Raw genomic sequence first — 24,218 nt, 5'->3', positions numbered from 1 at the left:
AGCGGGAGGCGGAGCCATGGATGTTTCGGTCATCGGTATCTCAGCCGAGGCGGCGGAGATCTATCGCTACTTCCTCCGGCATCGGGGCGAAGGCGTCGGCACGTTGCCGGAAGCCCTCGGCATGGATCCGGACACCGTGGAGACAGCCGTCGAGACACTCGGCAAGCTGTCTCTGCTCGACCTCGCCGACCGGCACAGGGTCGTGGCGACCGAGCCGAGGGTCGGCATCGAGCGGCTCGTGGAGAAGCGGCTCAACGAGCTCAACGCCGAGATCCGCCGCGTCCTGGCCGCGCGTGACGCCATCTCCGTCTTCGTCGAGGACAAGCAGGAGGGGGAGCGCGCGGCGACGATGCTCGACATCGAGCGGGTGGAGGGGCTCCAGCGCGTCCGCCAGAGGCTCGACGACCTCGCCTTCTTCTCCTACAAGGAGACGCTCTGCCTGCATCCGGGCGGGCCGTGGAACCGGGCGATGATCGAGGCCGCGCTCCCTCTGGACACCCGTTCCCTGCGCCGGGGGCTCGCCCTCAAGGGGGTCTACCACCCCAAGGCGCTCGACGACCCCGCGATGATGTCCTACCTGCGGGAGCTGGTCAGCCTCGGTGCGCACGTGCGCCTGACCGAGCAGCCCATGGACCGCATGCTGATCTACGACCGCAGTGTGGCCGTCGTGCCGATCGACCCCAAGGAGAGTGCCAAGGGCGCCCTTCTCGTCAGGGAGCCGGGACTCGTCTCACAGCTCGTCATCTACTTCGAGGGGATGTGGAAGTCGGCCGTCGACTTCCGCGAGTTCACCGAGCCCTCCACGGAGGAGCCGAGCCTGTCCGAGATGGAGCAGCGGGTGCTCGAAGTGATGGCCACGGCCGACAAGGACGAGATCGCGGCTCGCGAACTGGACATCTCCGTCCGCACCTACCGCCGGTACGTCGCCGATCTCATGGCGCGGCTCGGCGCCGTCAACCGCTTCCAGGCCGCCCTCCGCGCCAAAGAGGAGAACTGGATCTAACCCGTGTGAGTTCTCGCGAGGGGCTGGACGGATGAGTCGGCTCAGCCCCAGCCGTTTCCGAGGGCCGAGGCGCTGCCCCAGCCGTTCCCGTCCGCGAGAGCCACGGTGTGGTGCGAGCCGGCCGTGACGGCCGGCTGAATCTCGTAGGAACCGGCCGCGAAGCCCCATGCCACGGCGCCCGAAACAAGAGCGACGGCCCACTTGCCGGCGTTCTTGTGATTTGCCGGGGAAGCAACCAGGCTCTTCATTTCTCTTCCTCTTTCTCAGGCCGTTCTTGTTTCGCTTGCGAGTTGTCCTCGCACAACCGATTCTGCGTTCCGGGAAGGGCTCCCACCAGGCTTTACGGGGGCAGCAAGTTGCATGTCGGTTGCCACTTCCTGCCAACCCGCGGTACGGCGTGCCAAGGGTGAAGCACATGAGGAGATGACAGGGAATGGCGTGTGGTCATTGACTGGTGAGAATTGGAGAAAGGATGGTCCGATGCTCGTGAGCGTCACCGGAGGCACCGGATTCGTCGGCGCCCACTCGGTCGCGGCGATGGTGAGCATGGGCCACCGGGTCCGCCTGCTCGTCCGCGATCCGGCGAAGGCCGAGCGCGCTCTGGCGCCCTTCGGGATCGACCACGCCGCCGTCGAGGTGGTGGCCGGCGACGTCACCAGCGAGATGAGCGCGGCCAGGGCGCTGCGCGGAGCCGACGCGGTGCTGCACGCGGCGTCGATCTACTCCTTCGACAGCAGGCTCCACGCGGAGATGCGCCGGATCAACGAGGAGGGCACCCGGATCGTGCTGGACGTCGCGCGTCGCGCGGGCGCCGACCCGATCATCCACGTCTCCAGCGTCGCGGCCATGTTCCCCGCGCGGGGCGGGGTGATCAACGAGCACTCGCCCGTCGGCCGCCCCCGCGACACGTACATGGCGACGAAGGCCGCGGCAGAGGTGATCGCCCGGCGGCATCAGGTCGAGGGCGCGCCCGTAGTGATCACCTATCCTCCCGCCCTGCTCGGCCCGAACGATCCCAACCTTGGCGACCAGGTCAACCGGCTGCGCGGGGTGCTCCGCGGGCTTACGCCCATGTGGCCGCTGGGCGGGTTCCCACTCGGCGACGTGCGCGACACCGCGGCGCTGCATGTCGGGCTGATCACCGCACGCGGCGGCACGGCCAACCGATATTTCGGTCCTGGGCGATACGTGCCGACGCGGGAGTACATGAGGGTCCTGCGTGAGGTCACCGGCCGCGCGCTGCCCACGCTGTTCCTGCCGGCCCGCGCGATGATCCCGGTCGGGTGGCTCGCCGACCTCGTCCAGCGGATCTGGCCGTGGCACATTCCCGCCGAGCACGGGGCCATCTACACCTGCGCCTGTGCCGTACGCGTCGCCGAGGGCGTCGACACCCACGGAATCGACCCGCGGCCCCTGGCGGCGACCGTTCGCGACACCGTGCGCTGGCTTTACGAGAGCGGTCACCTGTCCGAGCGGCAGGCCGGTCTCGGCGGGGCGGGCGTGCCGTCCGCGCTCTCCCGATGACGGGAGCCCGAGCCGCAACACGCCGACGCCCGCACCACCGGAGGAGCGCAGATGACCATCTCGGAACTCGACGTCGCCCCAGTGCCGGCATCCGGATCCGCGCCCGCTCCAGCGCCCGCTCCAGCGCCGGCCGAGCCGCAGCCATGGAGCCCGGAGCCCCGGAGTTCGAAGCCGCGGAGCCCGGAGCCTGAGCCGCGCTCCATGCGCTCGCTGCGTGAGGAGCGGGAGCGGCTGCGTGAGCGGATCGTCGCGGGCCGTCCGGAGGGGGTCGCCCGGCAGCACGCGCTCGGCAAGCGTACGGCGCGCGAACGGCTGGACCTGCTGCTCGACGCGGGCTCGTTCATCGAGATCGACATGTACCAGCGGCACCAGGCGCACGGCCTGCGGATGGGCGCGCAGGGCCCGCACACCGACGGCGTGATCGCCGGCTCCGGCACGATCGACGGTCGTCGCGTGTTCGTCTACGCCCAGGACTTCACCATCTTCGGCGGGTCGCTCGGCGAGGCGCACGCGATGAAGATCCAGAAGGTGATGGACCTGGCGCTCTCCACCGGCTCGCCGTTCATCGCGCTCAACGACAGCGGCGGCGCCCGGATCCAGGAGGGGGTGATGGCGCTCAACGGGTACGGCGGCATCTTCCAGCGCAACGTCCAGGCGTCCGGGGTGATCCCGCAGATCAGCGTGGTGCTCGGGCCCTGCGCCGGAGGGGCGGCCTACTCCACGGCGCTGGCCGACTTCACCTTCATGGTGCACGACACCGCTCAGCTGTACCTGACGGGGCCCGATGTCGTGGAAGCGGTGACCGGTCAGCGCGTCACCCACGCGGAGCTGGGCGGCGCGCAGGTGCACGGCACGCTCTCGGGGGTCGCGACGTTCGTGCACGACGACGAGGAGAGCTGCCTGATGGAGGTGCGCTATCTCGTCTCGATGCTGCCGAGCAACAACCTCGAGCTTCCGCCCTCCTCTCCGCCCTGCGGCGCGGCCTCGGAGGTGCGGCCCCGGCTCGCGGAGATCGTGCCGGTCGAGCCGAACAAGCCCTATGACATGCGCCTGGTGATCGCCGAGCTGGTCGACGACGGCGATTTCCTGGAGATGCACAGGGGCTGGGCGCCGAACGTCATCTGCGCGCTCGCCAGGATCGACGGCGGAGTGGTCGGCATCGTCGGGAACCAGCCCATGGTGCTGGCCGGTGTGCTCGACGTCGCCGCCTCGCAGAAGGCCGCGCGGTTCGTGCGGTTCTGTGACGCCTTCAGCATCCCGCTGGTGACCCTGGTGGACGTGCCGGGCTTCCTTCCGGGCACCGACCAGGAGTTCGCCGGGATCATCAGGCACGGCGCGAAGCTGCTCTACGCCTACTGCGAAGCCACCGTCCCCCGCATCCAAGTCATCCTCCGCAAGGCGTACGGCGGGGCGTACATCGTGATGGACTCCCGCTCGATCGGGACCGACCTGTCGCTGGCGTGGCCGACCAACGAGATCGCCGTGATGGGCGCCGAGGGCGCGGTGAACGTCATCTACCGCAAGGAGCTGGCCGCGGCGGCGGACCCGGCCGCGCTGCGCGCGCAACTGGTTCGCGAGTACGCCAAGGAGCTGGTCCACCCCAATTACGCGGCGGAGAGGGGACTGGTCGACGACGTGATCGACCCGGTGGAGACGCGGTCGGTCGTCGCCCGAGGCCTCGCCATGCTCCGCGACAAGCGCAAGCAGACCGCCCCCCGCAAGCACGGCAACGTCCCCCTGTAACCCGTGATCACGTCGTGATCATGCACAGATTCCCGATCATGGTGTGTGACCAGCCCCTTCTTGGTTGATGATCATGCGCGCCTTCCCGTAGATGCCTGGTGGCCTGCGGGTTCTTCCTTCGTGACCTTGCACTCTCGGAGTGCAAGGTCACGAACGTTTTGTGCCCGGCTCGGAAGGGCTGTGAGGGAACCCATGCATGATCACGACCTGGGTATGGCGAGGTCGATGGCCATCCTGGGGAACCTGTGCATGATCACGACCTGGGAGCGGGGGAGCTGTGCATGATCACGACGTGGGGATGACAGCATGCGGCTACCCGCGTGCAGCTTGCTGCCTCCGGCAAGCCTGGTTCCGGATCTTCCCACGCCGCAGAGTTGGTGGTGCGAGAACAAATCGCCACGCGAGACCGACGCTCCGGGAGGCACGGAATGAAGAGCCTGGTCGCTTCCTCGGTGAGCTCCGGAGTCGTCGTCGAGCCGACCGTCACGGCAGGCGGTTACGGGGCCGGGACCGGCACCGGAACCGGCCGGACGCAGGACGAGGATCGTGGAGTCATGCTGGTTCAGTTGACGATGCGCCAGACCGGCGGGCGACGGATTCCCCATTCGCCGGTCGACGGGATCCGGATCATGGCGCTCCTGCCAGGGCGATGGCACAAGGATCTCACGCAGGCCACCGGCGACATCGTGATCAGGGTCCGCGCCGACGACAAGACGACGAGCGCGGAGATCCGCGCCCAGGTCGTCGAGATCCTCACCAATCCTGAAGTCAGCCACTGGGAGCTGGTGACCTGCCACACCCTGCCCGCGAAGCACCACGGCCAGGACCCAGGACCCAGGACCCTGAGAAAGGAAGAAGAGCGATGACCGCTTCCGCCTTGGCCCCGGGCGAGTGCCGCATCTGGTGGGCCGACCCGCGGCACCGGACCGTCGACCACCTCTCCGCGGTGCTCAGCGAGCCTGAGCTGGAGCGGGCCGCGCGCTTCCGCCGCGAGCCGGACCGCCGCCGGTTCCTCACCGGATCCTGGTTGCTGCGGCTGGCGGCCGGCGCCGAGCTGGACATCCGTCCCGAGGACGTGGTGGTGGAGCGGAACTGCCCCGACTGCACGAGACATCACGGCAAGCCGTACATCGGCGGCGTCGACACTCCGCTGCACGTGTCGGTCTCGCATTCGGGAAACCGGGTCGCGGTGGCCCTGACCACCGAGGGGCCACTCGGCGTCGACGTGGAGTCGGTGCCGTCGGCTCCGGTGGAGGAGCTCGCCAGGTGCGCGCTGACGGATACGGAGCGCAAGGTGCTGGAGGCGCTGCCCGAGGCCGAGCGCTACGAGGCGTTCGCCAGGACATGGGTCCGCAAGGAGGCGGCGCTCAAGGCCACCGGGCACGGGCTGCGCATCTCGCCGGACCGGGTCGAGGTCAGCGGCCCGGAGGAGAGCCCCGCGCTGCTTAGCTGGCCACTTGAGATCTCCCCCGGAACCGTACGGATCCACACGCTCGACCCCGGTGACGGATATGTCGGCGTCGTGGCGGTGCTCACCGAGACGCGGCACATCACGATCTCGGAAGCGCATGTGACGGACCTCCATCTGCCCGTCGCCCCGACGGTACGCGAAGCCGCCTGAGGATTGTTGACGACGCCGAGTGCGAGGTTGCCGAGTGCGAGGTTGATGAATAACGGTGGATGACCCGATCGGCCGGGTAGCCGCAAGGGGGTGCTGAGTCTCATGAAGAGAGGCTTCGTCCTGATCCCGGGCCCCTGGATGGGGGCCTGGGTCTGGGAGCCCGTGGCCCGTCGCCTGCGCAGGCACGGGCATCCCGCCTGGCCGATCACGCTGTCGGGCCTGGCCACCCCCGACGCGGACGTGTCGGACGTCGGCCTGCAGACCCATATCGACGACGTCCTGCAGGTTCTGGAGGGCAGGGACCTGCGTGACGTCGTGGTCGTGGGGCACAGCTACTCGGGCATCGTGGCGGGCCAGGTCTCCGACCGGGCATCCGATCGGGTGGCGCACACGGTGTTCGTCGAGGGGTTCCTGCCGCACCACGGCAAGTCGATGCTGCACGCCTTCCCCGAGCGCCAGCGCGACGAGGAGCTGCGGCTGATCGCCGACAACAAGGGCCGCTGGCCCGCCCCCGACGCGTCCGTGGTGGCCGACGGCCAGGGACTCTCCCCCCAGCAGGCCCGGTGGCTCGCCAGGCGGTTCGTCGGCCACCCCGGGCGGACCATCGCGGAGCCCGCCGTCCTGAAGCACCCGTTGACGCGGCAGCGGGCCACCTACGTCGTGTGCTCGATGGAGCACTTCGCCGGCCGGGTCTCCGCCGACGTGTCGGCCATGCGGGCCGCGCCGACCTGGGACTTCCACACCCTGGAGACGGGGCACTGGCCCATGATCTCCGCCCCGGGCCAGCTCGCCAGGCTCCTCGCGCGCATCGCGGCCCAGCCCGCCGAGAGCCGGTGTGGCGAACACGGTGCGGCGCCGGGCCTGCGGGTCAGGACAGCGCGTCGGGGGCGGGCGGGCTGAGCGTTACGGGAACACCGTTGAAAACCGCGTTTCCCGAAAGGACGTCGATGACGGACTCGTCCGTCAGGGTGTTCGCGTTGGCCCCGGCGTGCCGGGCGGCGACCTGCTGGCCTGTCGCGACATGTCCCCATCCGTGCGGCAGGCTCACCACTCCCGGCATGATCGTCTCAGTGGGCTCCAGGGGGACGACCAGCTCGCCGACGGCGGAGCGCACCACCGCCCGGTCGCCGAGGCCGAGCCTCGTCACGTCCAGCGGGTTGATCTGGAGCGTGCACTGGTTGCTCCCGCCGACCAGCGTCGGGACGTTGTGCAGCCAGCTGTTGTTGGAGCGCAGCTGGCGCCGCCCGATCAGCACCACGTCCGCCGGCGGCGTGGCCAGCCGCTCGCCAAGCCGTACGACCTCCTCGGCGAGCTGGGGCGGGGCCAGCTCCACACGGCCCGAGGGCGTGCACAGCAGCTCGGCCAGGCGCGGCCGCAGCGGGCCCAGGTCGACGCCGTGGGGCTTGGCCCGCAGGTCGGCCAGCGACAGCCCGTAGGGGCCGAGCTTCAGCATGGCGTCCAGCATCAGCTCGGGGCCGCTGTCGCCGTCCAGCTCGGCGCGCAGCTCCGCCACGTCCCGGCCCTCGAACGGCGAGCCGGGGGTCGTGGCGGCCATGCCGAGCACCTGGCCGACGATCATCTCGTCGAGCATGGCCGGGTCGGCGTCGGCCTCCTGACCCGAGGCGATCAGAGTCAGCCGCGCGAGGATCTGGGCCTCCGACAGCTGCCCCGGCTCCAGCGGAAGGACGGCCGGTGAGAACCTCGCGTAGTTGCGCACCGACACGATCAGCAGCAGGAAGTCGTAGTGCGGCGACTGCAGCATGCGCGGCGGCGGCAGGATGACGTCGGCGTGCTTGGTCGTCTCGTTCAGGTACGGGTCCACGCAGACCATGAAGTCGAGGTCGGCGAAGGCCCGGTCGAGCCGGGGCCCGTTCGGGGCCGACAGCACCAGGTTGCCGCCGACCGTCACCAGCGCCCTGACCTGGCCCTCGCCCGGTGTCTCGATCTCGTCGGCGAGCGTGGACACCGGCAGCTCGCCCATCACCTCCGGCAGCCCCCGGGCGCGGCTGTGCCACTGCCCCGACGCGTACGGCTGGCCGGTGCGGAAGATCTCGACGATGGCGGGCCTGGGGAACATGACCCCGCCCGGCCGGTCGAAGTTGCCCGTCAGGATGTTGACCACGTCGACGAGCCACTGCGAGACCGTGCCGAACTCGGCGGTGCAGGTGCCGATGCGGGAGTACACGGCGGCAGTGGGAGCCGCGGCCAGCTCGCGGGCCAGTCGCACGATGTCCTCGGCCGGTACGCCGCAGACCGGCGCCACGGCCTCCGGGGTGAAGCCGGCCGCCAGCCGCCGCAGCTCGTCGAGCCCGTTCACTGCGATGCCGGGTGTGGCGAGGTCCTCGGCGAGGAGCGTGTGGACGATGGCGAGCAGCAGGTAGGGGTCGGTGCCGGGCCGTACGAACAGGTGCTCGTCGGCGACCGCGGCGGTGCGGGTGCGGCGCGGGTCGACCACGACCAGCTTGCCGCCACGCCTGCGCAGCGCCTTGAGCCGGCCGGGGAAGTCGGGGGCGGCGCACAGCGAGCCGTGGGACTCGACCGGGTTCGCGCCGATGACGAGCAGGTAGTCCGTGCGGTCCAGGTCGGGCACCGGGATGGCGAACGGGTCGCCCAGCAGATAGCCGCAGGCCACCTGCTTGGGGATCTGGTCGATCGTGCTGGCGGAGAACACGTTGCGGGTGCCGAGCGACTGCGTCAGCGGCATCCGGTACATGAATCCGGCCATCGTGTGGAAAGTCGGATTACCGAAATAGACCGCCAGCGACTCGCGGCCGTATCGCTCGATCACCCCGCTGAGACCCTGCTCGACCGCCTGGAACGCCTCGTCCCAGGTGGCCTCGAACCACTCGCCGTTCTTACGGATCATCGGGACGCGCAGGCGGTCGGGGTCCTCGTCGAGACGGCCGAGACTGGCGCCCTTCGGGCAGACGTACCCCTCGGAGAAGGGATCGTCGGGGTCGCCCTTGACCGACGTGACGTGGCCCGTGTCGTCGAGCTCGAGTCGCAGTCCGCAGACGGCGTCACAGATGGGACAGGTCCGATGCGCGGTTCTCATGGGGCACTCCTGACATTCAGCAACATTTGAGACGGCTCACAGGACGTCGAAGTCGACGGTCACCTGGCCGGTGACGGGGACGGACTGGCACGTGAGGACGTAGCCGGCGGCCAGCTCGTCCTCGGTCAGCGCCCAGTTGCGGGACATGCTGACCTCGCCGGCCACGACACGGGCACGGCAGGTCGCGCAGACACCGCTTCTGCACGAGTACGGCAGCTCAGGCCGGGCCTCCAGAGCCGCGTCGAGGATGGGGCGGTCGTCCCGCGTGCGCACGGTCGTCACGCGTCCGCCGAGAAGGATCTTCAGCTCCCTCGCCTGAGCGTCACGCGGCGGACCGGCGGCGGGCCGCGTGCCGGGAGCCCGCCCGTCGTCGGGATGAAACAGCTCGACATGTACGGCTGAACCGCCCACGCCGTCCACGCCGTGCTCGGACAGGGTCCGCCGCGCGTCGCGCACGAGCCCCGCCGGGCCGCAGAGGAACCATTCCTGTACGGCCGCCGGTTCGAGGATCCGCGTGAAGAGATCCGAGAGCGTAGCCGGGTCGAGGCGGCCCCCGGCCAGACCGAGCCGCGGCTCCTCCCGGGAGAACGCGTGCACGAGCTGAAGCCGGTCGGGATGGCGGTTCTTCAGGTCGGCCAGCTCCTCGGCGAACATCATCGAGTCCGCGTCGCGATTGCCGTACAGGACGGTGAACGTGCTGTGCGGCTCGGTGGCCAGCCCGGCGGTCATGAGGGACAGGACGGGAGTGATGCCCGAGCCGCCGACGATCGCCCCGTAGCGTCGCCGCCGCGCGGGATCGAAGGCGGTGCCGAAGCTGCCGACGGGGGGCAGCAGGTCGAGCGGGTCTCCGGCGGAGAGCGTTCCGTTGGCGTAGGACGAGAAGACGCCGCCCGGCACCGTGCGAATGCCGACCCTCAGCACGCCATGCCGTTCCAGCTCCTCCGGAGTCGAGCACAGCGAGTAGGAACGGCGGACCTCGGCTCCGCCGATGGTCGCCCGCGCGGTGACGTGCTGGCCGGGGGTGAAGGCGAGCTCCTCGCGTGTCTCGCCGGGAACGCGGCAGGTCACCACCACCGCGCTGCCGTCCGCCGAAGCGGGTTCGACGGCGGCGACGGTCACCGGATGGAACCGCAGCCGCGAAGGGGCCCGGCTGCCGGCCGTGACGGTGGACATCAGTGGTCCTTCAGGTGCTCGAACGGTTCACGGCAGGCGCGGCACGCCCGCAGCGCCTTGCACGCCGTGGAACCGGCGCGGGCGATCTCCGCCGTGTCGGAGGACCCGCAGCGCGGGCAGCGCACCGGCAGCCCGACCACCGGCAGCTCGACCACCGGCACCCCGACCACTGGCACCCCGACCAGCGGCAGCACCCGCACGCCCGGCGGAGACCCGGGCGGCGCTATGCCCGCGGCCGACAGCTTGGCCTTCGCCGTGTCGGTCAGCCAGTCCGTCGTCCACGGCGGCGACAGCGAGGTGACGATCTCCACCTCGGCGGCGCCCGCCTCCCGTGCCGCCGAGGCGATGTCGGCCCGGATCACGTCGAGGGCCGGGCAGCCGAGATAGGTGGGAGTGATCGTGACGACCGCCCGGCCGCCGGGGCCGAGCCGTACGTCCCGGAGGATGCCGAGCTCCTCGATGGACAGCACCCGGAGCTCCGGATCGCGTACGGCGGCGACGGCCGCCCGCACGAGGTCGAGTGCCTCGGCGAACGGCACGCGGAGCTCAGGATCGCGTAACGCGGCGGCCCGCGCGCTCTCGCTCACCAGCGGGCTCCGGGGTGTGCCCGATGCAGCGACTGCATCTCGCCGACGAGGTAGCCGAACGCTTCGGTGTGGACGCCCCGGCGGCCGCCCGCCGGCCTCCAGCCGTCCTCGGGGCGGCGCAGTGTCGCGTCGCGCAGCACGCGCTCGACGAGGCGCAGCCATTGCCCGCGCAGGGCGCCCGGCTCGATGTCCCCGGTGGTCTCGATGTCCCCGGTGGTCTTGATGTGCCCGGTTCTGGCCGGGGGCGGCTCGAACAGCTCGTGCGTGAAGGGCCACACCTCGTCCACTCCGGCCTGCATCCGGCGGTGCGACTCGTCGGTGCCGTCGCCGAGCCGGAGCGTCCACGTGACGGCGTGATCGACGTGGTAGGCCGTCTCCTTGGCGGCCTTGGCCGCGATCCCCGCGATCCCCGCGAGCGCCGGATCGTCGGCGGCGGACAGTCCCGTGTAGAGAAGGTGCTGGTAGGCGGCGAAGAACAGCATCTTGGCGATGGTCGTCGCGAAGTCGCCGTTGGGCAGCTCGACGAGCTGGACATTGCGGAACTCGTGCTCGTCGCGGAGATAGGCCAGGTCGTCCTCGCTCCGGCCGAGGCCCTCCAGCTCCCCGGCGTAGGAGAGCAGCGCCCTGGCCTGGCCGAGCAGGTCCAGCGCGATGTTGGCCAGGGCCGCGTCCTCCTCGATCTGCGGCGCCCGCGTGACCCACTCCGCCATGCGCTGCGCCGCGATGAGCGCGTCGTCCCCGAGCCCCAGCACATACCCGTACAGATCGGAGCTGCTCACAGGTGTTCGACCCCCTCCGGCGGCTGGAAGAAGGACGGATGCCGGTAGACCTTGTCGGCCGCCGGGTCGAAGAAGGCGTCCTTCTCGTCCGGGCTGGAGGCGGTGATCGTGGCGGCGGGGACCACCCAGAGGGACACGCCCTCGCTTCGGCGGGTGTAGAGGTCGCGGGCGTTCCGCAGCGCCATCGCGGCGTCCGCCGCGTGCAGGCTGCCCGCGTGCGCGTGGCTGAACCCGCGGCGCGGGCGCACGAAGACCTCCCACAGCGGCCAGTCAGCCGAAGCGCTCCCCTCCACCTGAACCGCCTCATCCACCTGAACCGCCTCATCCACCTGAACCGCCTCATCCGCCTCATCCGCGGATGGGCCGTACGCCGGGGGGCCGCCCGGGTGGGAGAGGCCGTGTTTGGCGGCGTAGGCGGTCGCGGCCTCGCGGACCCAGGCGCCTTCCTCGTGGGCGCGGCGCCGGTGGGCGAGACGCTGGCGGTTGCACGGGCCGTTCCCCGCGACGACCCGCATGAGCTCCTCGTAGTCGGGCGGCGTGAAGTCGTAGTGCCCCCGGTCGGCGTTCCACCGGAGCTCGGGATCCGGGAGGACGACTCCGAGGGCCTCCGCCTGGGGGACGCACATGTCGACGAATCGCTGCCGCAGCTCGTCGTTGGTGGCCCGCTTGATCCGCCATGCCAGCGACTGGTCGGAGTGGGTGGACCTGTCGTTCGGCGGTCCGAACATCGCCAGGGCGGGCTGCCACCACCGGTCCACCGCGTCCTGCAGCATCTTCCGCTGGGCGGCCGTCCCGCGCGACAGCTCGTACAGCAGGTCGAAGCCCTGCCGGTGGTGGAAGGACTCCTCCCGGCAGATGCGTACGAGGGCGCGGGCGTACGGGCCGTAGGACGTGCGGCAGAGCGAGACCTGGTTGACGACGGCCGCGCCGTCCGTCAGCCACGCGAGCGCCCCGACGTCGGCCCACGTCAGCGTCGGATAGTTGATGAACGACAGGTATTTCTGGCGGCCGGCGTGCAGCGCGTCCAGCAACGACTCGCGGTCGACCCCGAGCGTCTCCGCGGTCGAGTAGAGGTAGAGCCCGTGGCCCGCCTCGTCCTGCACCTTCGCGATCAGGATCGCCTTGCGCTTGAGAGTGGGAGCACGGGTGATCCAGTTGGTCTCCGGCTGCATGCCGACGATCTCGGAGTGCGCGTGCTGGGCGATCTGCCGGAGGAGGCTCCTGCGGTAGCCGTCCGGCATCCAGTCTCTCGGCTCGATCCGCTTGTCGGCCGCGATCAGCGCTTCGAACCGGGCCGGCGCGGACTCGCCGGCGTCACCGGCCGGCGGCTCGGCGGCGCCGCCCTCGCCCGACGACCGGTCGTGTGCCGTGAGCTCACGCTCGGCGGCGTCGACCTCCGCGAGCAGTTGCGCGGTTCCCAGCGGCGACGGTCCCTCCCGGACGTCCACCTTTCGACCTCCCACGAAGCTCCCCCAGATTCCCAGGTCACGCAGATTCCCAGGTCACGCAGATTTCCAGGTCACGGTGCTTGCCTCGCCGAGGCGGTCTCCTTCCGCCGAACGCCTGAACCAGCTTCATCCGGGCGGTTCGCGCCCCGCATCTCCCGTATTGCGATGTGCCGTCCCGCCGCGCCGCCCCTGCGGTGAAAAACGGCATTTCAGAAGAAGCGCCCCGAATTGATCCCGTCGGACGATGGGGGACTGGTGCGGTGAGTTCGCCGGCCGGTCGTTCGAGCCGCCGTTTCGAGGAGGGACCCATGAGGGGCGATGTGGCCGAGACCCGCTCGACGCTGCTCGAAGGAGACCCGGGTGACCGGCACTCCGCCGGCCTGTTGCGCTACGGAGACCTGCCTCGAGAGTTCAACATCGCGTCGCACTTCCTCGACCGCAACGAGGGCGACCGTACCGCCCTGATCACCCCCGCGGGCCGTACGACCTACGCGGAGCTGCGGGCGCTGGCGAACCGGGCCGGTAACGTGCTGCGCCATCTCGGCGTACGGCAGGGCGACCGGGTGCTGCTCGCGCTCGGCGACGGCGTCGAGTTCGTCGCCACCTGGTACGGCGTGCACAAGATCGGCGCGGTGACGGCCGAGGCATACACCTACCTCCAGCCGAAGGACTACCGGTTCTACGCCGACTACGCGGCCCCGGCCGTCGTCGTGGCCGACGCGGCGACGCTCGAGAAGCTGCGCGCGGCGGGCGTGTCGAACCTGCTGGTGGTGGGCGTGCCCGCGGACGAACTGCGGGAGGGCGAGCACCACTTCGAGACTCTGGCGGCCGCACAGCCGGCCGAGCTGGAGCCCGCCGCCACGACCCCGGACGACGTCGCCATCTGGCGGTTCACCACGGGCAGCACGGGCACGCCCAAGGCCTGCGTCATCGCCGCCCGGAGCACGGCGCTGAGCTTCGAGTGGTTCGCCCGCGGTGTGCTGGACATCGGTCCCGACGACGTGGTGCTGCCGGTGCCCAAGCTCTTCTTCGGCTACGCGAACAACATGACGGCGCTGTTCCCCTTCGGCGTCGGCGCGGCCGGGATCGTGTTCCCCGAGCGGAGCACAGCGGACAAGATCTTCGAGCTGATCGCCAAGCACCGGCCGACGATCCTCGTGAACGTGCCCACCATGATGAGCGCCATGGTCGCCCACCCCAAGGCGTCCGAGCAGGACCTCAGCTCGATCCGGGTGTGCATCTCGGCGGGCGAGGCCCTGCCGCTGGAGCTGCACCGCCGGTGGCTCGACACCTTCGGCGTCGAGGTGATCGACGGCATCGGCTCGTCCGAGATGTTCCACGGGTACGTGTGCAACCGGCCGGGCCAGGTCCGGTTGGGGAGCCTCGGCCAGGTGGTGCCGGGATATCACGTCCGGGTCGTCGACGAGCATGGCGCGTCCGTGCCCGACGGCGAGGTGGGCCTCCTGGAGATCACCGGCGAGACGGCGGCGCTGGAATACTGGCAGTCGCCGGAGAAGTCGGCCCGGACCTTCGTCGCCGAGCACACCGTGCGGTCCGGCGACCTGTTCAGCCGGGACGCGGACGGCTTCTTCTACTACAAGGGCCGGGCGGACGACCTGTTGCGGGTCGGCGGCCGGTGGGTGGCGCCCGCCGAGGTCGAGAACTGCCTCATCGGACATCCGGCCGTGGTGGAGTGCGCCGTGGTCGGCTACGAGGTCGACGGGCTGACCCTGCCGAGGGCGTTCGTGGTGACCCGCGACGACGTGTCCGCCGAGGAGTTGCAGAGCTTCGTCCGGGCGCGGCTCGCGCCGCACAAGTATCCCCGTGACATCCGCTTCGTCGACAAGCTCCCCGAGACCGCCTCCGGCAAGCTAAACCGCCGCGCCCTCCAGGACGAGTAACGCCCTGACCGCCGTACGGCAAGCCCGTCCCGGGGGCCTATGCCTCGGCCGCCCGGGATTCGGGCAGCGGCGGGAGCTCGTCGATCTCCAGGCCGAACCAGGTCCGGTAGGCCGCGCGCAGCTCGTCGTCGTCCTCGATCACCTGCTTCGTCCGCCGCCCGGTCTCCCGGACGATCAGAGTGTTTCCGCTGATCGTGACGCGACCGGTGGCCGTCGGGACCGTGCAGTAGAGGTGCGTGATGTGGGGTGACTCGCCCGAATGGAGATACCACCACCACATGTGGAGGAAGTCGGCGACCGTGCGGGGACGGGTCTCGATGCGGTACTGGTGCACCCCGTCGCGCAGCAGGTCGAGGTCGCCGAACGGCCCCTCGAAGAGCTGAAACGTGCCCTGCGGGTCGTCCTGCGGCTCACGCGCGTCGAAGCGCAGCGGGTGGCGCGCGCCGCGGCCGTAGCCGACGTCCACCAGCCACGGCTCCGGAGAGTCCTCGGCCACCACCCGCAGGAGCATGTGGCCGAGCACCGGCCCCAGCTCGCCGTCCTCGGCCACCCGCCCGGCGAGCACCGTGGCGTCGTAGCCCAGGGCGCGCAGCAGCTCGAAGAAGGCCCCGTTGAGCTCGTAGCACGTGCCGCCGCGCCGCCTGCCGACGATCTTCTCGATGGCGTCCGCGCCGATGTATATCGGCTTGCGGAGGTGGAAGTCGATGTTCTCGAAGGGGATGGACATGAGATGCCGTTCGTGCAGCTCACGCAGCGCGCCGGCGGTCGCCCGCTCCGGCCGCCGCGCGCCGATCCGCCCGAGATAGGCGGCGACCGTGTCGTCGTCCAGAAGCGGCCCATGCTCGTCCGAAGGCCCGGGAGCCGCCGTCCGAGCTTCGAGTGACCCGTGCACAACCGTCATGTCCCAGCCCCATGCTCGGCGGCGCGAAACCGCGGGACCATGTCCGCGCCAGCGTCCGCATCCGCGCCCGTGTCCCTGTCCGCGCCCGCATCCGTGTCCGTGTGCGTGTCATTCACCGAATCGCGCCACATGACTATGACAGCGCCAAAGGGCGGGCGCATCTTTCACATTGCTGAGCGGTCGCGTCCGAATATGCGCAGGTCGTCGTTCGCAGGTCCGACGGCAATTCAGGAGATGCATTCCCCGGCGGCGTGCCGAGACGATACGACGGTGACTATCCGCACGTCATAAAGACCCACCCGTGCTCCAAAAGAATTGTTTCACCCGCGAGCCGGAGGCCCGCCGAATGAGAAATAACAGCCTCGGAAAAACCCGCCGGATGTTCTCCGCGGCCGAGCGGGTGCTCTTCTTCTGATCGCGTCGTAGCGGCCACCGCCTCCGTCGTCCGACGGGCGAGGCACAAGCCTTCGGAAGCGGGAAATCGGAACTTGGAGGCAGAATTGACCGAGTTGAGCACTGCCGTACGCGCCGCGCATGCGACCGTTCCGGCGTACGTCGGGTGGTGGGCGCAGGTGCAGCCGGATCAGCCGGCGATCGTCCGCGCGGGCACGGTGCTGACCTACGCCGAGCTCTACGAACGCTCCTGCCGGATGGCCGAGGTCCTGCGCGGCCGGGGGGTCACCCGTGGAACGCTCGTGGTCCTCGCTCTGGAGCGCTCGCCCGAGCTGGTCGTCGCCGCCCTGGCGGTGCTTCTCGCGGGCGGCGCCTACGTGGGCACCGACGTCGATGAGCCCGATGCGCGGCTGGCCGCCATCCTCGCCGACTCCGGCGCTCCACTGGTCATCACGCGGGCGGACCTGGCCGATCGCTACGCCGGCGGTGTGGCCGAGGTGCTCGCCGTGGAGGAGGCGCTGGCCGGAGACGAAGAGCCTGATGAGAGCGTCGAGCCTGCGCCGGGCGACCTGTTCTATGTCGTCTACACCTCTGGTTCGACCGGAACGCCGAAGGGCGTGCTGGTGCCGTACGACGGCGTGTCGAACCTGGTCGCCTGGTATCGGCAGACGTTCGACGTGCGGCCGGGCGACCGGATCACACAGCTCGCGCGGCCGTCGTTCGACGCCTGGGCGCTGGAGGTCTGGCCGTGCCTGGCGAACGGCGCGACGCTCTGCCTCGTCGAGGGGCGCCTGCCCGACTCGCCCGTCGACTTCGCCCGGTGGCTGGCCGCCGAGGGCATCACCGTCTGCTTCCTCACGACGGCGCTCGCCGTCGAGATGTTCGACCAGCCCTGGACGACGTACGGCGGGGCGCTGCGGGCGCTGCTGACCGGCGGCGAGAAGCTGCATCGCTATCCGCCGGCCGGCCTGCCGTTCAAGGTCTACAACCTGTACGGCCCGACCGAGACGACCGTGGTCGCGACCTACGCCGAGGTGACCAGAGCCCCCGCGCGGGACGGCGCGGCGCAGGACGGCACGCCGGGGGACGACGCGCCTCCGATCGGGCTGCCGCTCCCGAAGATGCGGGCCTATGTCCTGGACGAGCGGCGCAGGCCGGTGCCGCCGGGTCAGGTCGGGGAGCTCCACGTCGGGGGCACCGGTGTGGCCCTCGGCTACCTCAACCGGCCCGACCTCACGGCCGAGCGGTTCGTCACCGACCCGTTCGTCCTCGACGGGGACGCCCGCATGTACGCGACCGGCGACCTGGTCCGCGAGCTGCCCGACGGCTCGCTGAGCTTCCTCGGCCGGGCCGACGACCAGGTGAAGCTGCGGGGCTTCCGCATCGAGCTGGGCGAGGTGGAGACGGCGCTCAACCAGCTCGCCGAGGTGCGCGAAGCGGCCGTCGTCAAGCACGGCCGCGGTGACCGGCTGGTCGGCTACGTCGTCCCCGCCGATCCCGCCAATCCGCCCGAGGTCGGCCGGCTACGGCGCGACCTGACCGAGCGGCTTCCGGACTACATGGTGCCGCAGACGGTGACGCTGCTGGACGCGCTGCCGCTGACCCCGCACGGGAAGGTGGACCGCAAGGCGCTGGCCGCGATTCCGCTGCCCGGCCAGTCCGCCGGCGCCGGCGGCAAGGTCTTCCGTACCGACACCGAACGGGTCCTCAGCGAGCTGTGGTGCGAGGTGCTCCAGATCAGCTCGGTGGGCCGCGAGGACAGCTTCTTCGACCTGGGCGGCGACTCCCTGCACGCGATGCGGCTGGCGAGGCGGGCCAAGGAACGCGGCATCCGGCTCGGGGCCGACGACGTCTTCGAATACGACGTGCTGCACGAGCTGGCGGCTTCGATCGCCGAGACGACGGGGACGGACGCATGAGAAGCCTGAAGGTCAGCCTCCTGGAGCTGCCCCTCTACGCGAACACCCTTCCGCTGGCCGCCGGTTACCTTCAGGCGTACGCGCAGCAGGACCCGGACGTCGCGCGGAGCTGCCACTTCACCATCCACGCGCCCGAGGTGCGGACCTCGGTGGACGACCTGGTCGCGCTGATGCTCGCGGCCGAGGCCGACGTGTACGCGATGAGCTGCTACCTGTGGAACATGCGCCGGATGAAGGAGGTGCTGGACGAGCTGGTCCGGCTCCGCCCGGACGCGCACTTCATCCTCGGCGGCCCGCAGGTGATGAACTACACCGCCGAATACGTCCCCCCGTCCTGGGAGAACGTGGTGGTCTGCAACGGGGAGGGCGAGCAGCCGTTCACGGCGTACCTTCGCGAACTGGCCGGCGCGGACCCGGACTTCAGCCGGGTGCCGGGGGTGAGCTTCTGGTCGGACGGCGAGCTGGTGACGACCGACAAGCCCACCCGGATCAAGGAGCTGGACGAGATCCCGTCGCCCTTCGCCGCCGGGATCTTCGACGGGGGAGAGTACGTCTTCGCGGTCGTGGAGACCAACCGCGGCTGCCCGTTCCGCTGCTCGTACTGCTACTGGGGCGCGGCGACCAACGACAAGGTCCACCGCTGGGAGCTCGACCGGGTGAAGGCGGACCTGACCTGGATCAGCGAGCACGGCATCGAGAGCATCTTCGTCGCCGACGCCAACTGGGGCGCGCTGCCCCGTGACGTGGAGCTGACCAGGCATCTCGTCGAGTGCAAGGAGCGGTACGGCTACCCGATGATGGTCACCATCCAGGCGGCCAAGAACCGGCCGGACCGGGTCACGGAGATCACCGAGATCCTGGTCGAGGGCGGCATGCTGACCAGCCAGCCGGTGTCGCTGCAGACGCTGAGCCCGCAGGCGCTCGACCTCGTGCAGCGGGCCAACATCAAGGAGTCGACCTATGTCGAGCTGCAGCTCCAGCTCCGCGAGAAGAAGATCAGCTCCTACACCGAGCTGATCTGGCCGCTGCCGGGCGAGACGCTGCAGTCCTTCCAGGAGGGCATCGCCAAGCTGTGCGCCACCGGAGCGGACGCGGTCGTGGCCTATCCGCAGCTCCTCCTGCGGAACACGCCGATGTACGAACGCCGGGAGTCCCTCGGCATCGTCACCGTCCGGGTGGACGACCCCGTGGCCGAGGCCGACGTGGTCGTGGCGACCAACTGGGTGACCCAGGAGGAGTTCCAGGCCGGGGCCTGGTTCTACTACGCCGTCATCAGCCTCTACAACGCCCGCGCCGGTTTCTACGTCGCGCGGCAGCTCGACCGGTCGGGCGTCTGCTCGTATGTCGACTTCCTGTGCCGGGCCGCCGACTACTACAAGACCCGGACGGACACCGACATCTGCCGGTTCTTCGCCGACTCGGTGAGCAGCCTCGGCAACTACGACATCAACAACATCGGCAAGGTCCTGCACTACGTGCTCCAGTCTCACCGCGGTGAGATGGACAGACTGCTGGAAGACTTCCTGGCCGAGCAGGGCTGGCTGGCCGATCCGCGCGTCCGCATGGCGTTCGAGCTCGATCTGCTGGCCAGGCCGTACGTGTACCGCGAGGCGGTAACCGAGCCGACGGTGCCGCTGCGGCACCTGCGCGTGGTGTCCCGCGGGCGCTACGAGTTCGAGATCGAGCTCCCGGCGGCGGCGGCCGAGCTGCTGACGTCGTTCGAGCCCATCGAGGGTCTTCTGGACGTCGACCCCGTCCGGCTGCGCGTCGACCACGGCGGCCGGCACAAGATGCCCTACCCCCGGCGGCGAAGCCTGGATCACAACGCCGCCTACTGCCAGGTGATGATGAACCGGCTCCGCGACATCCTCCCGACCTGGGCGCCGGTGGTCCCGGACGTCACGGTGGCCGGAGCGCTCGATGCGCCGTGACATCTTCACCAAGGACCACGACGCGTTCCGCGACCTCGTCCGGACGTTCGTGAGCAAGGAGATCCTTCCCCACTACTCACGGTGGGAGGAGGAGGGCGTGGCCGACCGGGGCATCTGGCTCAAAGCGGGACAGTACGGCCTGCTCGGCATGGACGTCGACACCGAGTACGGCGGGGGCGGCGACCCCGACTACCTCCACCACGTGATCCTGGCGGAGGAGCTGGCACGCGCCGGGGTGCACGCCCCGGCGCTGTCCCTGCACAACGAGATAGCCGGTCTCTACCTGCGCACCCTCACCACCGAGGAGCAGAAACGGCGCTGGCTGCCCGGGTTCTGCTCCGGCGAGCTGGTGACGGCCATCGCCATCACCGAGCCCGACGCCGGCAGCGACGTGCAGCGCCTGCGCACGAAGGCGACGCGCCACGGGGACACGTACGTCATCAGCGGCCAGAAGACCTTCATTTCGAACGGCGCCGTCGCCGACCTCGTCCTCGTCGTCGCCCGAACCGGCTCGGGAGCCAGGGCGTCCGATGCCAGCCTGTTCGTCGTGGAGTCCGGCCGGGCCGGGTTCGAGCGGGGCCGGAAGCTGGACAAGATCGGCATGCGGGCGATGGACACGGTCGAGCTGTTCTTCAACGACGTGGAGGTCCCGGCCGGGAACCTGCTCGGCAGGGAAGGACGAGGCTTCGCCGCGATGATGCGCACCCTCCGGCAGGAGCGCATGATGATCGCCGTCGAGGCGCTGGCCGCGGCGGAAAAGGTGTTCGAGGACACGCTGGAGTACTGCCGCGGCCGCGAGGTCTTCGGCCGGCCCATCGGGCAGCACCAGCACAACCGGTTCGTGCTCGCCGAGCTGGCGACGGCCCTCACGGTGGCCCGGTCGTTCACCGACCGCTGCGTCGCCGAGCACGCCGCCGCCCGGCTCGACGCCGAAGAGGCGGCGATGGCGAAGTGGTGGAACACCGAGCTGTGCCAGAAAGTGGTGGACCGCTGCCTCCAACTGCACGGAGGCTACGGCGTCGTCCGCGAGTTCCCGGTGGCCCGGGCGTTCGTCGACACCCGCGTGCAGACCATCTACGGCGGCACGACCGAGGTCATGAAAGAGATGATCGGCCACTCCCTGCTGTGACCCGCCTGTCCGGATGAGCGGCTGGGACCAGGTGACCGCCGGGTCTCGCCATGGTTCCGAGCGCCGCGGGTCCGGATGAGCGTCCGGTCGAGAGTCTCGTCCAGCGGATAGGTCTTGCAGTCGGGTCGAAGGAGCCGGAGCGGCAAATGGTGACGCAGTCCTCGTGGTACGTGACGTTCGAGCCCCGGCCCGCCGCGCGGGTCCGCCTGTACGGCCTGCCGTTCGCGGGCGGCGGAGCCTCGATGTTCCGGCAGTGGTCGAGGCATCTGCCGTCATGGGTGGAGCTTCGGGCGATACGGCTCCCGGGCCGTCAGGGGCGGCACCGGCAGGCCGCGTTCACCGACTGCGAGCAGGCGGCCGGGTGGCTCGCCGAGACGCTGGCCCGCGAGGCGTCCGGGGACCGAGCCCGGGGCTTGGCCGGCGAGTCGGCCGGGGGATTGGCCGGGGACGGCGTGCCGTGGGCCCTTTTCGGGCACAGCATGGGGGCGATGCTGAGCTACCGCCTCACAAGGGCGTTCCAGGCCGGCCACGGAAACGGAAACGGCAACGGAAACGGCGGGACGCTCCCCGTGCTGCTCGCCCTGGCGTCGTGGCCGATCCGGGGCGCGGCGGAGATCGGCATGCCCGATCCAGCCCTCTCCGACGACGAGTTCGTGGCCGCGCTGCGCATTTTGGGCGGGCTGCCGCCGGAGATGGCCGAAGATCCGGACGCCCTCGCCTTGACGCTGCCCGTCGCCCGGGCGGACTTCACCCTGTGCCATTCGTACGTCTACCGCCCCGAGCCGCCGCTTCCGGTGCCGGTGGCCGCCTTCGGCGGAACCGAGGACATCGTGGCGCCGCCGGAGAGCCTGATCGAATGGAAGGACCAGACGGACGACTTCCTGGGCCTCCGCCTGTTCTCCGGCGGCCACTTCTTCCTGCGTGACCACCTGCCCGCGCTCGCCGCGTCCATCGCCGACGATCTCGCCCAGGTCCTCGACCGCCACGGCCGCTGATCCGGTACGGCGGAAGGCGCGTGTCGCCACGACCGGGGTCATGCGCGGGAAGTTGCATGATCACCGAAAGGGGTGGCCCAGGTGGGAAGACGTCGCCGGGAATCTCCGCATGATCACGGGAAGAGACGGCGCAGGTCGGAAGGCCTGGCCGGGAATCTGTGCATGATCACGGCGGGGGGAAATTCCGCAATTTGGGAGATGCTTCGCTAACTGCCGCAGAACCAAGCTGATGGTGTCGTTTAACTCCTCAAGGAGCGGCTATGGCAGCAGATATCGTCAACGGGCCCGGACAGGGCGCGAAGAACGCCGAGCCCGCGCAGCCCCGCGACACGAAACGCCAGTACTTCCCGGAGCTCCAGGGAATTCGCGCCATTGCCGTGCTGGCCGTGATCACCGTTCACTCGGCGTTCACCGCAGGAAAGCTCGGGTTCCTCACCTACCACCCGGAGAACGGCGTCTTAGCCGTCGTGCTGGAGCGGTTCACGAGAGAGTCCCTGCCGATCCTCTTCGGGCTGTCCGGTTTCCTGATCTACCGTCCGTTCGCGCTCGCCACCATCGCGGACGCCCGGAAGCCCGAGCTGGGGGCGTACGCCTGGAGGCGCGCGCTGCGCATCATCCCGGCCTTCTGGCTGGTCTCCATCATCGTGATGTTCACCATCGGCCGCGACCAGGTCAGCAGCGTCTGGTACGCGCTGCGTGTGCTGTCGATGCAGCACGTCTACCAGGCGGGGGCCATTCCCCAGGGCCTGGAGGCGACCTGGAGCATGGCGACCGAGACCGCGTTCTACGTGTTCCTGCCGCTGTTCGCCTGGCTCTTCGCCCGGCTCGCCCGCCGGACGGCGGACCCGGCCGGCCGGGCGCGCCGGATCCTGCTGCCGATCGGCATCCTCATCCTGATCGGGTACGCGTTCGGCGCCTGGAGCCACAGCGCGGCCGTCGGCCCCTACCCGGTCCAGGGCAACTGGCCGATCGGGTGGGTCGGCTACCTCGCGGTCGGCATGGGGCTGGCGACGCTGTCCGCCGCCGCCGAGACGTCGCCGAACGCGGTGCTCGCGCCGTACCGTCTGGTGGCGAAGTATCCGGGCTGGTGCTGGTTCGCGGCGCTGATCGTCCTGATCCTGTTCTGCTTCTCGCCCGCAGGCGGCCAGGGCACCGCCGACTACCCCACGCTGACCACCTTCCTGTTCGACCAGCCGGTCGACCTGCTTCTGGTCTTCCTGCTGCTCGCGCCGCTGACGGTGCCGGGCGTGCGGTCGCGGGTCCTCGACGCCGTGCTGACCGTCAAGCCGCTGCAGTTCATCGGCAAGGTCTCCTACGGCATGTTCCTCTGGCACATCCCGTTCCTGTACTTCTATAACGGCAGCCTGGTCGGCGGGAAGAACTTCCCGCTGACGTGGGCCGTCGTCATGGGCGGCAGCTTCCTGGCCGCCGTGGTCAGCTACTACGCCGTCGAGAAGCCGGCGCTGAGGCTGCGGAACACGTTCGGCAAGAGCTCCGCGCAGCCGAGCATCCCGGTGCTCACGACCAGCTGACCCGCGACCCATCCCCACGCGGTTCCGAGTACGGCCATGGCCAGACCGGCGGCATCACACGCCGCCGGTCTGGCCCGCCGCGTGCGGCGGCCTTCGCCGAGCCGGCCGCGTGCACCTGCCCGTCTCCTGGAACCGGCCGGTGTGGACGGCGACGAGTGGCCCAGCGCCTCGTGGAACTCGCCGGTGAGCACCGGATCGCCGGTGGCCCGCGCCCGCTCGGCCGAGGCGAGCAGGAGCTCGAAGGCCTGATGGCCGGAAGGCACGACGGCATGGGCGCCGTCGGCCGCGTTACGCAGGTCGCGGGCCGCCTCGCTCGCAGACGTGGTCCGCGCGGCGGCTTCCCGGTAGTGGCCCAGCGATTCGGTGAGGAACCGCCGCGCGTAGCCGAGGTGGCCGAGCGCCCTGGCCAGCCGGTGCGGCACCGCGCCCGGGCCGGGAGGGGCGCTCGCCAGCGCCGCGCAGGTCTCCCGCGACGGCCGACTTCTTCCGCGCCAACCTCACATCCCCCCGGCGGCCCCGGGCCCGCTGACCGCCAATTAAGCCGGCGCCCGGCGAATAAAAAGCGCCGCCAATGGCCGGGGTAA

20 protein-coding genes and 1 pseudogene are annotated in these 24,218 nt (G+C 70.3%); 12 read left to right on the top strand and 9 right to left on the bottom strand.

The window, feature by feature from the left end; genetic code table 11:
* Positions 1-16 precede the first annotated feature (16 nt).
* The gene (locus N5079_RS23665) at positions 17-1,003 is read left to right on the top strand and encodes a helix-turn-helix domain-containing protein (RefSeq protein ID WP_261586186.1); all 987 of its coding nucleotides are present in this window, start codon (positions 17-19) and stop codon (positions 1,001-1,003) included.
* A 41-nt stretch (positions 1,004-1,044) separates the two neighbouring features.
* On the opposite strand, the gene N5079_RS23660 is transcribed toward N5079_RS23665, so the two are convergent.
* Positions 1,045-1,251 carry a hypothetical protein gene (locus tag N5079_RS23660; RefSeq protein ID WP_261586185.1) on the bottom strand — a complete coding sequence of 69 codons (207 nt, stop codon included), beginning with the start codon at positions 1,249-1,251 and terminating at the stop codon, positions 1,045-1,047.
* Between the two features lie 232 nt (positions 1,252-1,483).
* Between N5079_RS23660 and N5079_RS23655 the strand changes: the two genes are divergently transcribed.
* The 5 genes from N5079_RS23655 to N5079_RS23635 all read left to right on the top strand — a co-directional run bounded on the left by N5079_RS23655 (position 1,484) and on the right by N5079_RS23635 (position 6,791).
* Complete coding sequence (locus tag N5079_RS23655; protein WP_261586184.1) at positions 1,484-2,527, top strand: NAD-dependent epimerase/dehydratase family protein; 1,044 nt, start codon at positions 1,484-1,486, stop codon at positions 2,525-2,527.
* Positions 2,528-2,728: 201 nt separating this feature from the next.
* A complete protein-coding gene (locus N5079_RS23650; protein WP_261586183.1) occupies positions 2,729-4,270 on the top strand; it encodes an acyl-CoA carboxylase subunit beta in 1,542 nt (513 codons plus the stop codon).
* 428 nt (positions 4,271-4,698) lie between these two features.
* Entirely contained in the window at positions 4,699-5,136 is a 438-nt protein-coding gene (locus N5079_RS23645; protein WP_261586182.1) for a hypothetical protein, read from the top strand.
* Positions 5,133-5,891: a 4'-phosphopantetheinyl transferase family protein gene (locus tag N5079_RS23640; protein WP_261586181.1), complete on the top strand. Its 759-nt coding sequence runs from the start codon at positions 5,133-5,135 to the stop codon at positions 5,889-5,891. Before N5079_RS23645 ends, N5079_RS23640 begins: the two co-directional genes overlap by 4 nt.
* Positions 5,892-5,993: 102 nt before the next feature.
* Positions 5,994-6,791, top strand: a complete 798-nt coding sequence (locus tag N5079_RS23635) for an alpha/beta fold hydrolase (RefSeq protein ID WP_261586180.1) — start codon at positions 5,994-5,996, stop codon at positions 6,789-6,791.
* Here the strand turns inward: N5079_RS23635 and N5079_RS23630 are convergent.
* From N5079_RS23630 to paaA, 6 genes and pseudogenes are all read right to left on the bottom strand, one after another.
* A complete protein-coding gene (locus N5079_RS23630) occupies positions 6,760-8,946 on the bottom strand; it encodes a molybdopterin-dependent oxidoreductase (RefSeq protein WP_261586179.1) in 2,187 nt (728 codons plus the stop codon). The two genes, N5079_RS23635 and N5079_RS23630, sit on opposite strands and share 32 nt — an antisense overlap.
* 36 nt (positions 8,947-8,982) lie before the next feature.
* Positions 8,983-10,119: a 2Fe-2S iron-sulfur cluster-binding protein gene (locus tag N5079_RS23625; RefSeq protein WP_261586178.1), complete on the bottom strand. Its 1,137-nt coding sequence runs from the start codon at positions 10,117-10,119 to the stop codon at positions 8,983-8,985.
* Entirely contained in the window at positions 10,119-10,706 is a 588-nt protein-coding gene (gene paaD, locus N5079_RS23620; RefSeq protein ID WP_315967881.1) for a 1,2-phenylacetyl-CoA epoxidase subunit PaaD, read from the bottom strand. Before paaD ends, N5079_RS23625 begins: the two co-directional genes overlap by 1 nt.
* Entirely contained in the window at positions 10,703-11,485 is a 783-nt protein-coding gene (paaC, locus tag N5079_RS23615) for a 1,2-phenylacetyl-CoA epoxidase subunit PaaC (RefSeq protein ID WP_261586177.1), read from the bottom strand. The genes paaD and paaC overlap by 4 nt, the downstream gene beginning before the upstream one ends.
* Positions 11,482-11,778 carry a 1,2-phenylacetyl-CoA epoxidase subunit PaaB gene (gene paaB / locus N5079_RS23610; RefSeq protein ID WP_261586287.1) on the bottom strand — a complete coding sequence of 99 codons (297 nt, stop codon included), beginning with the start codon at positions 11,776-11,778 and terminating at the stop codon, positions 11,482-11,484. The genes paaC and paaB overlap by 4 nt, the downstream gene beginning before the upstream one ends.
* Positions 11,779-11,883: 105 nt before the next feature.
* Positions 11,884-12,765 (bottom strand): annotated as a pseudogene (gene paaA / locus N5079_RS23605) (1,2-phenylacetyl-CoA epoxidase subunit PaaA); the annotation flags it as partial.
* Between the two features lie 476 nt (positions 12,766-13,241).
* Here paaA and N5079_RS23600 point away from each other — a divergent pair.
* Entirely contained in the window at positions 13,242-14,834 is a 1,593-nt protein-coding gene (locus N5079_RS23600; protein WP_261586176.1) for a benzoate-CoA ligase family protein, read from the top strand.
* Between the two features lie 37 nt (positions 14,835-14,871).
* On the opposite strand, the gene N5079_RS23595 is transcribed toward N5079_RS23600, so the two are convergent.
* Complete coding sequence (locus N5079_RS23595) at positions 14,872-15,735, bottom strand: arylamine N-acetyltransferase family protein (RefSeq protein WP_261586175.1); 864 nt, start codon at positions 15,733-15,735, stop codon at positions 14,872-14,874.
* Positions 15,736-16,235: 500 nt separating this feature from the next.
* On the opposite strand from N5079_RS23595, the gene N5079_RS23590 reads away from it, so the two are divergent.
* From N5079_RS23590 to N5079_RS23570, 5 genes are all read left to right on the top strand, one after another.
* Positions 16,236-18,047, top strand: a complete 1,812-nt coding sequence (locus N5079_RS23590; protein ID WP_261586173.1) for a non-ribosomal peptide synthetase — start codon at positions 16,236-16,238, stop codon at positions 18,045-18,047.
* Positions 18,044-19,978 (top strand): B12-binding domain-containing radical SAM protein, encoded by a 1,935-nt coding sequence (locus N5079_RS23585; RefSeq protein ID WP_261586172.1) that lies wholly within the window; start codon positions 18,044-18,046, stop codon positions 19,976-19,978. Before N5079_RS23590 ends, N5079_RS23585 begins: the two co-directional genes overlap by 4 nt.
* A complete protein-coding gene (locus tag N5079_RS23580) occupies positions 19,968-21,107 on the top strand; it encodes an acyl-CoA dehydrogenase family protein (RefSeq protein WP_261586171.1) in 1,140 nt (379 codons plus the stop codon). Before N5079_RS23585 ends, N5079_RS23580 begins: the two co-directional genes overlap by 11 nt.
* A gap of 146 nt (positions 21,108-21,253) precedes the next feature.
* Positions 21,254-22,102 carry a thioesterase II family protein gene (locus tag N5079_RS23575; protein WP_261586170.1) on the top strand — a complete coding sequence of 283 codons (849 nt, stop codon included), beginning with the start codon at positions 21,254-21,256 and terminating at the stop codon, positions 22,100-22,102.
* A gap of 260 nt (positions 22,103-22,362) precedes the next feature.
* Positions 22,363-23,634, top strand: coding sequence for an acyltransferase family protein (locus N5079_RS23570; protein ID WP_261586169.1), 1,272 nt, complete (start codon positions 22,363-22,365; stop codon positions 23,632-23,634).
* On the opposite strand, the gene N5079_RS23565 is transcribed toward N5079_RS23570, so the two are convergent.
* The gene (locus N5079_RS23565; protein ID WP_261586168.1) at positions 23,544-24,056 is read right to left on the bottom strand and encodes a hypothetical protein; all 513 of its coding nucleotides are present in this window, start codon (positions 24,054-24,056) and stop codon (positions 23,544-23,546) included. The genes N5079_RS23570 and N5079_RS23565 overlap by 91 nt on opposite strands.
* Positions 24,057-24,218: the final 162 nt, after the last annotated feature.

This window comes from Planotetraspora sp. A-T 1434, assembly GCF_025420585.1.
Classification (GTDB): domain Bacteria; phylum Actinomycetota; class Actinomycetes; order Streptosporangiales; family Streptosporangiaceae; genus JAOEGB01.
Note: the sequence above shows the minus strand (reverse complement) of the source record. Positions and strands in the feature narration are given on the sequence as shown.

Bases quoted from the DNA above. Each gene is read 5' to 3' on its own strand.
- N5079_RS23665 (WP_261586186.1), top strand. From the start codon at position 17: ATGGATGTTTCGGTCATCGGTATCTCAGCCGAGGCGGCGGAGATCTAT.
- N5079_RS23660 (WP_261586185.1), bottom strand. From the start codon at position 1,251: ATGAAGAGCCTGGTTGCTTCCCCGGCAAATCACAAGAACGCCGGCAAG.
- N5079_RS23655 (WP_261586184.1), top strand. From the start codon at position 1,484: ATGCTCGTGAGCGTCACCGGAGGCACCGGATTCGTCGGCGCCCACTCG.
- N5079_RS23650 (WP_261586183.1), top strand. From the start codon at position 2,729: ATGCGCTCGCTGCGTGAGGAGCGGGAGCGGCTGCGTGAGCGGATCGTC.
- N5079_RS23645 (WP_261586182.1), top strand. From the start codon at position 4,699: ATGAAGAGCCTGGTCGCTTCCTCGGTGAGCTCCGGAGTCGTCGTCGAG.
- N5079_RS23640 (WP_261586181.1), top strand. From the start codon at position 5,133: ATGACCGCTTCCGCCTTGGCCCCGGGCGAGTGCCGCATCTGGTGGGCC.
- N5079_RS23635 (WP_261586180.1), top strand. From the start codon at position 5,994: ATGAAGAGAGGCTTCGTCCTGATCCCGGGCCCCTGGATGGGGGCCTGG.
- N5079_RS23630 (WP_261586179.1), bottom strand. From the start codon at position 8,946: ATGAGAACCGCGCATCGGACCTGTCCCATCTGTGACGCCGTCTGCGGA.
- N5079_RS23625 (WP_261586178.1), bottom strand. From the start codon at position 10,119: ATGTCCACCGTCACGGCCGGCAGCCGGGCCCCTTCGCGGCTGCGGTTC.
- N5079_RS23600 (WP_261586176.1), top strand. From the start codon at position 13,242: ATGAGGGGCGATGTGGCCGAGACCCGCTCGACGCTGCTCGAAGGAGAC.
- N5079_RS23595 (WP_261586175.1), bottom strand. From the start codon at position 15,735: ATGACGGTTGTGCACGGGTCACTCGAAGCTCGGACGGCGGCTCCCGGG.
- N5079_RS23585 (WP_261586172.1), top strand. From the start codon at position 18,044: ATGAGAAGCCTGAAGGTCAGCCTCCTGGAGCTGCCCCTCTACGCGAAC.
- N5079_RS23580 (WP_261586171.1), top strand. From the start codon at position 19,968: ATGCGCCGTGACATCTTCACCAAGGACCACGACGCGTTCCGCGACCTC.
- N5079_RS23575 (WP_261586170.1), top strand. From the start codon at position 21,254: ATGGTGACGCAGTCCTCGTGGTACGTGACGTTCGAGCCCCGGCCCGCC.
- N5079_RS23570 (WP_261586169.1), top strand. From the start codon at position 22,363: ATGGCAGCAGATATCGTCAACGGGCCCGGACAGGGCGCGAAGAACGCC.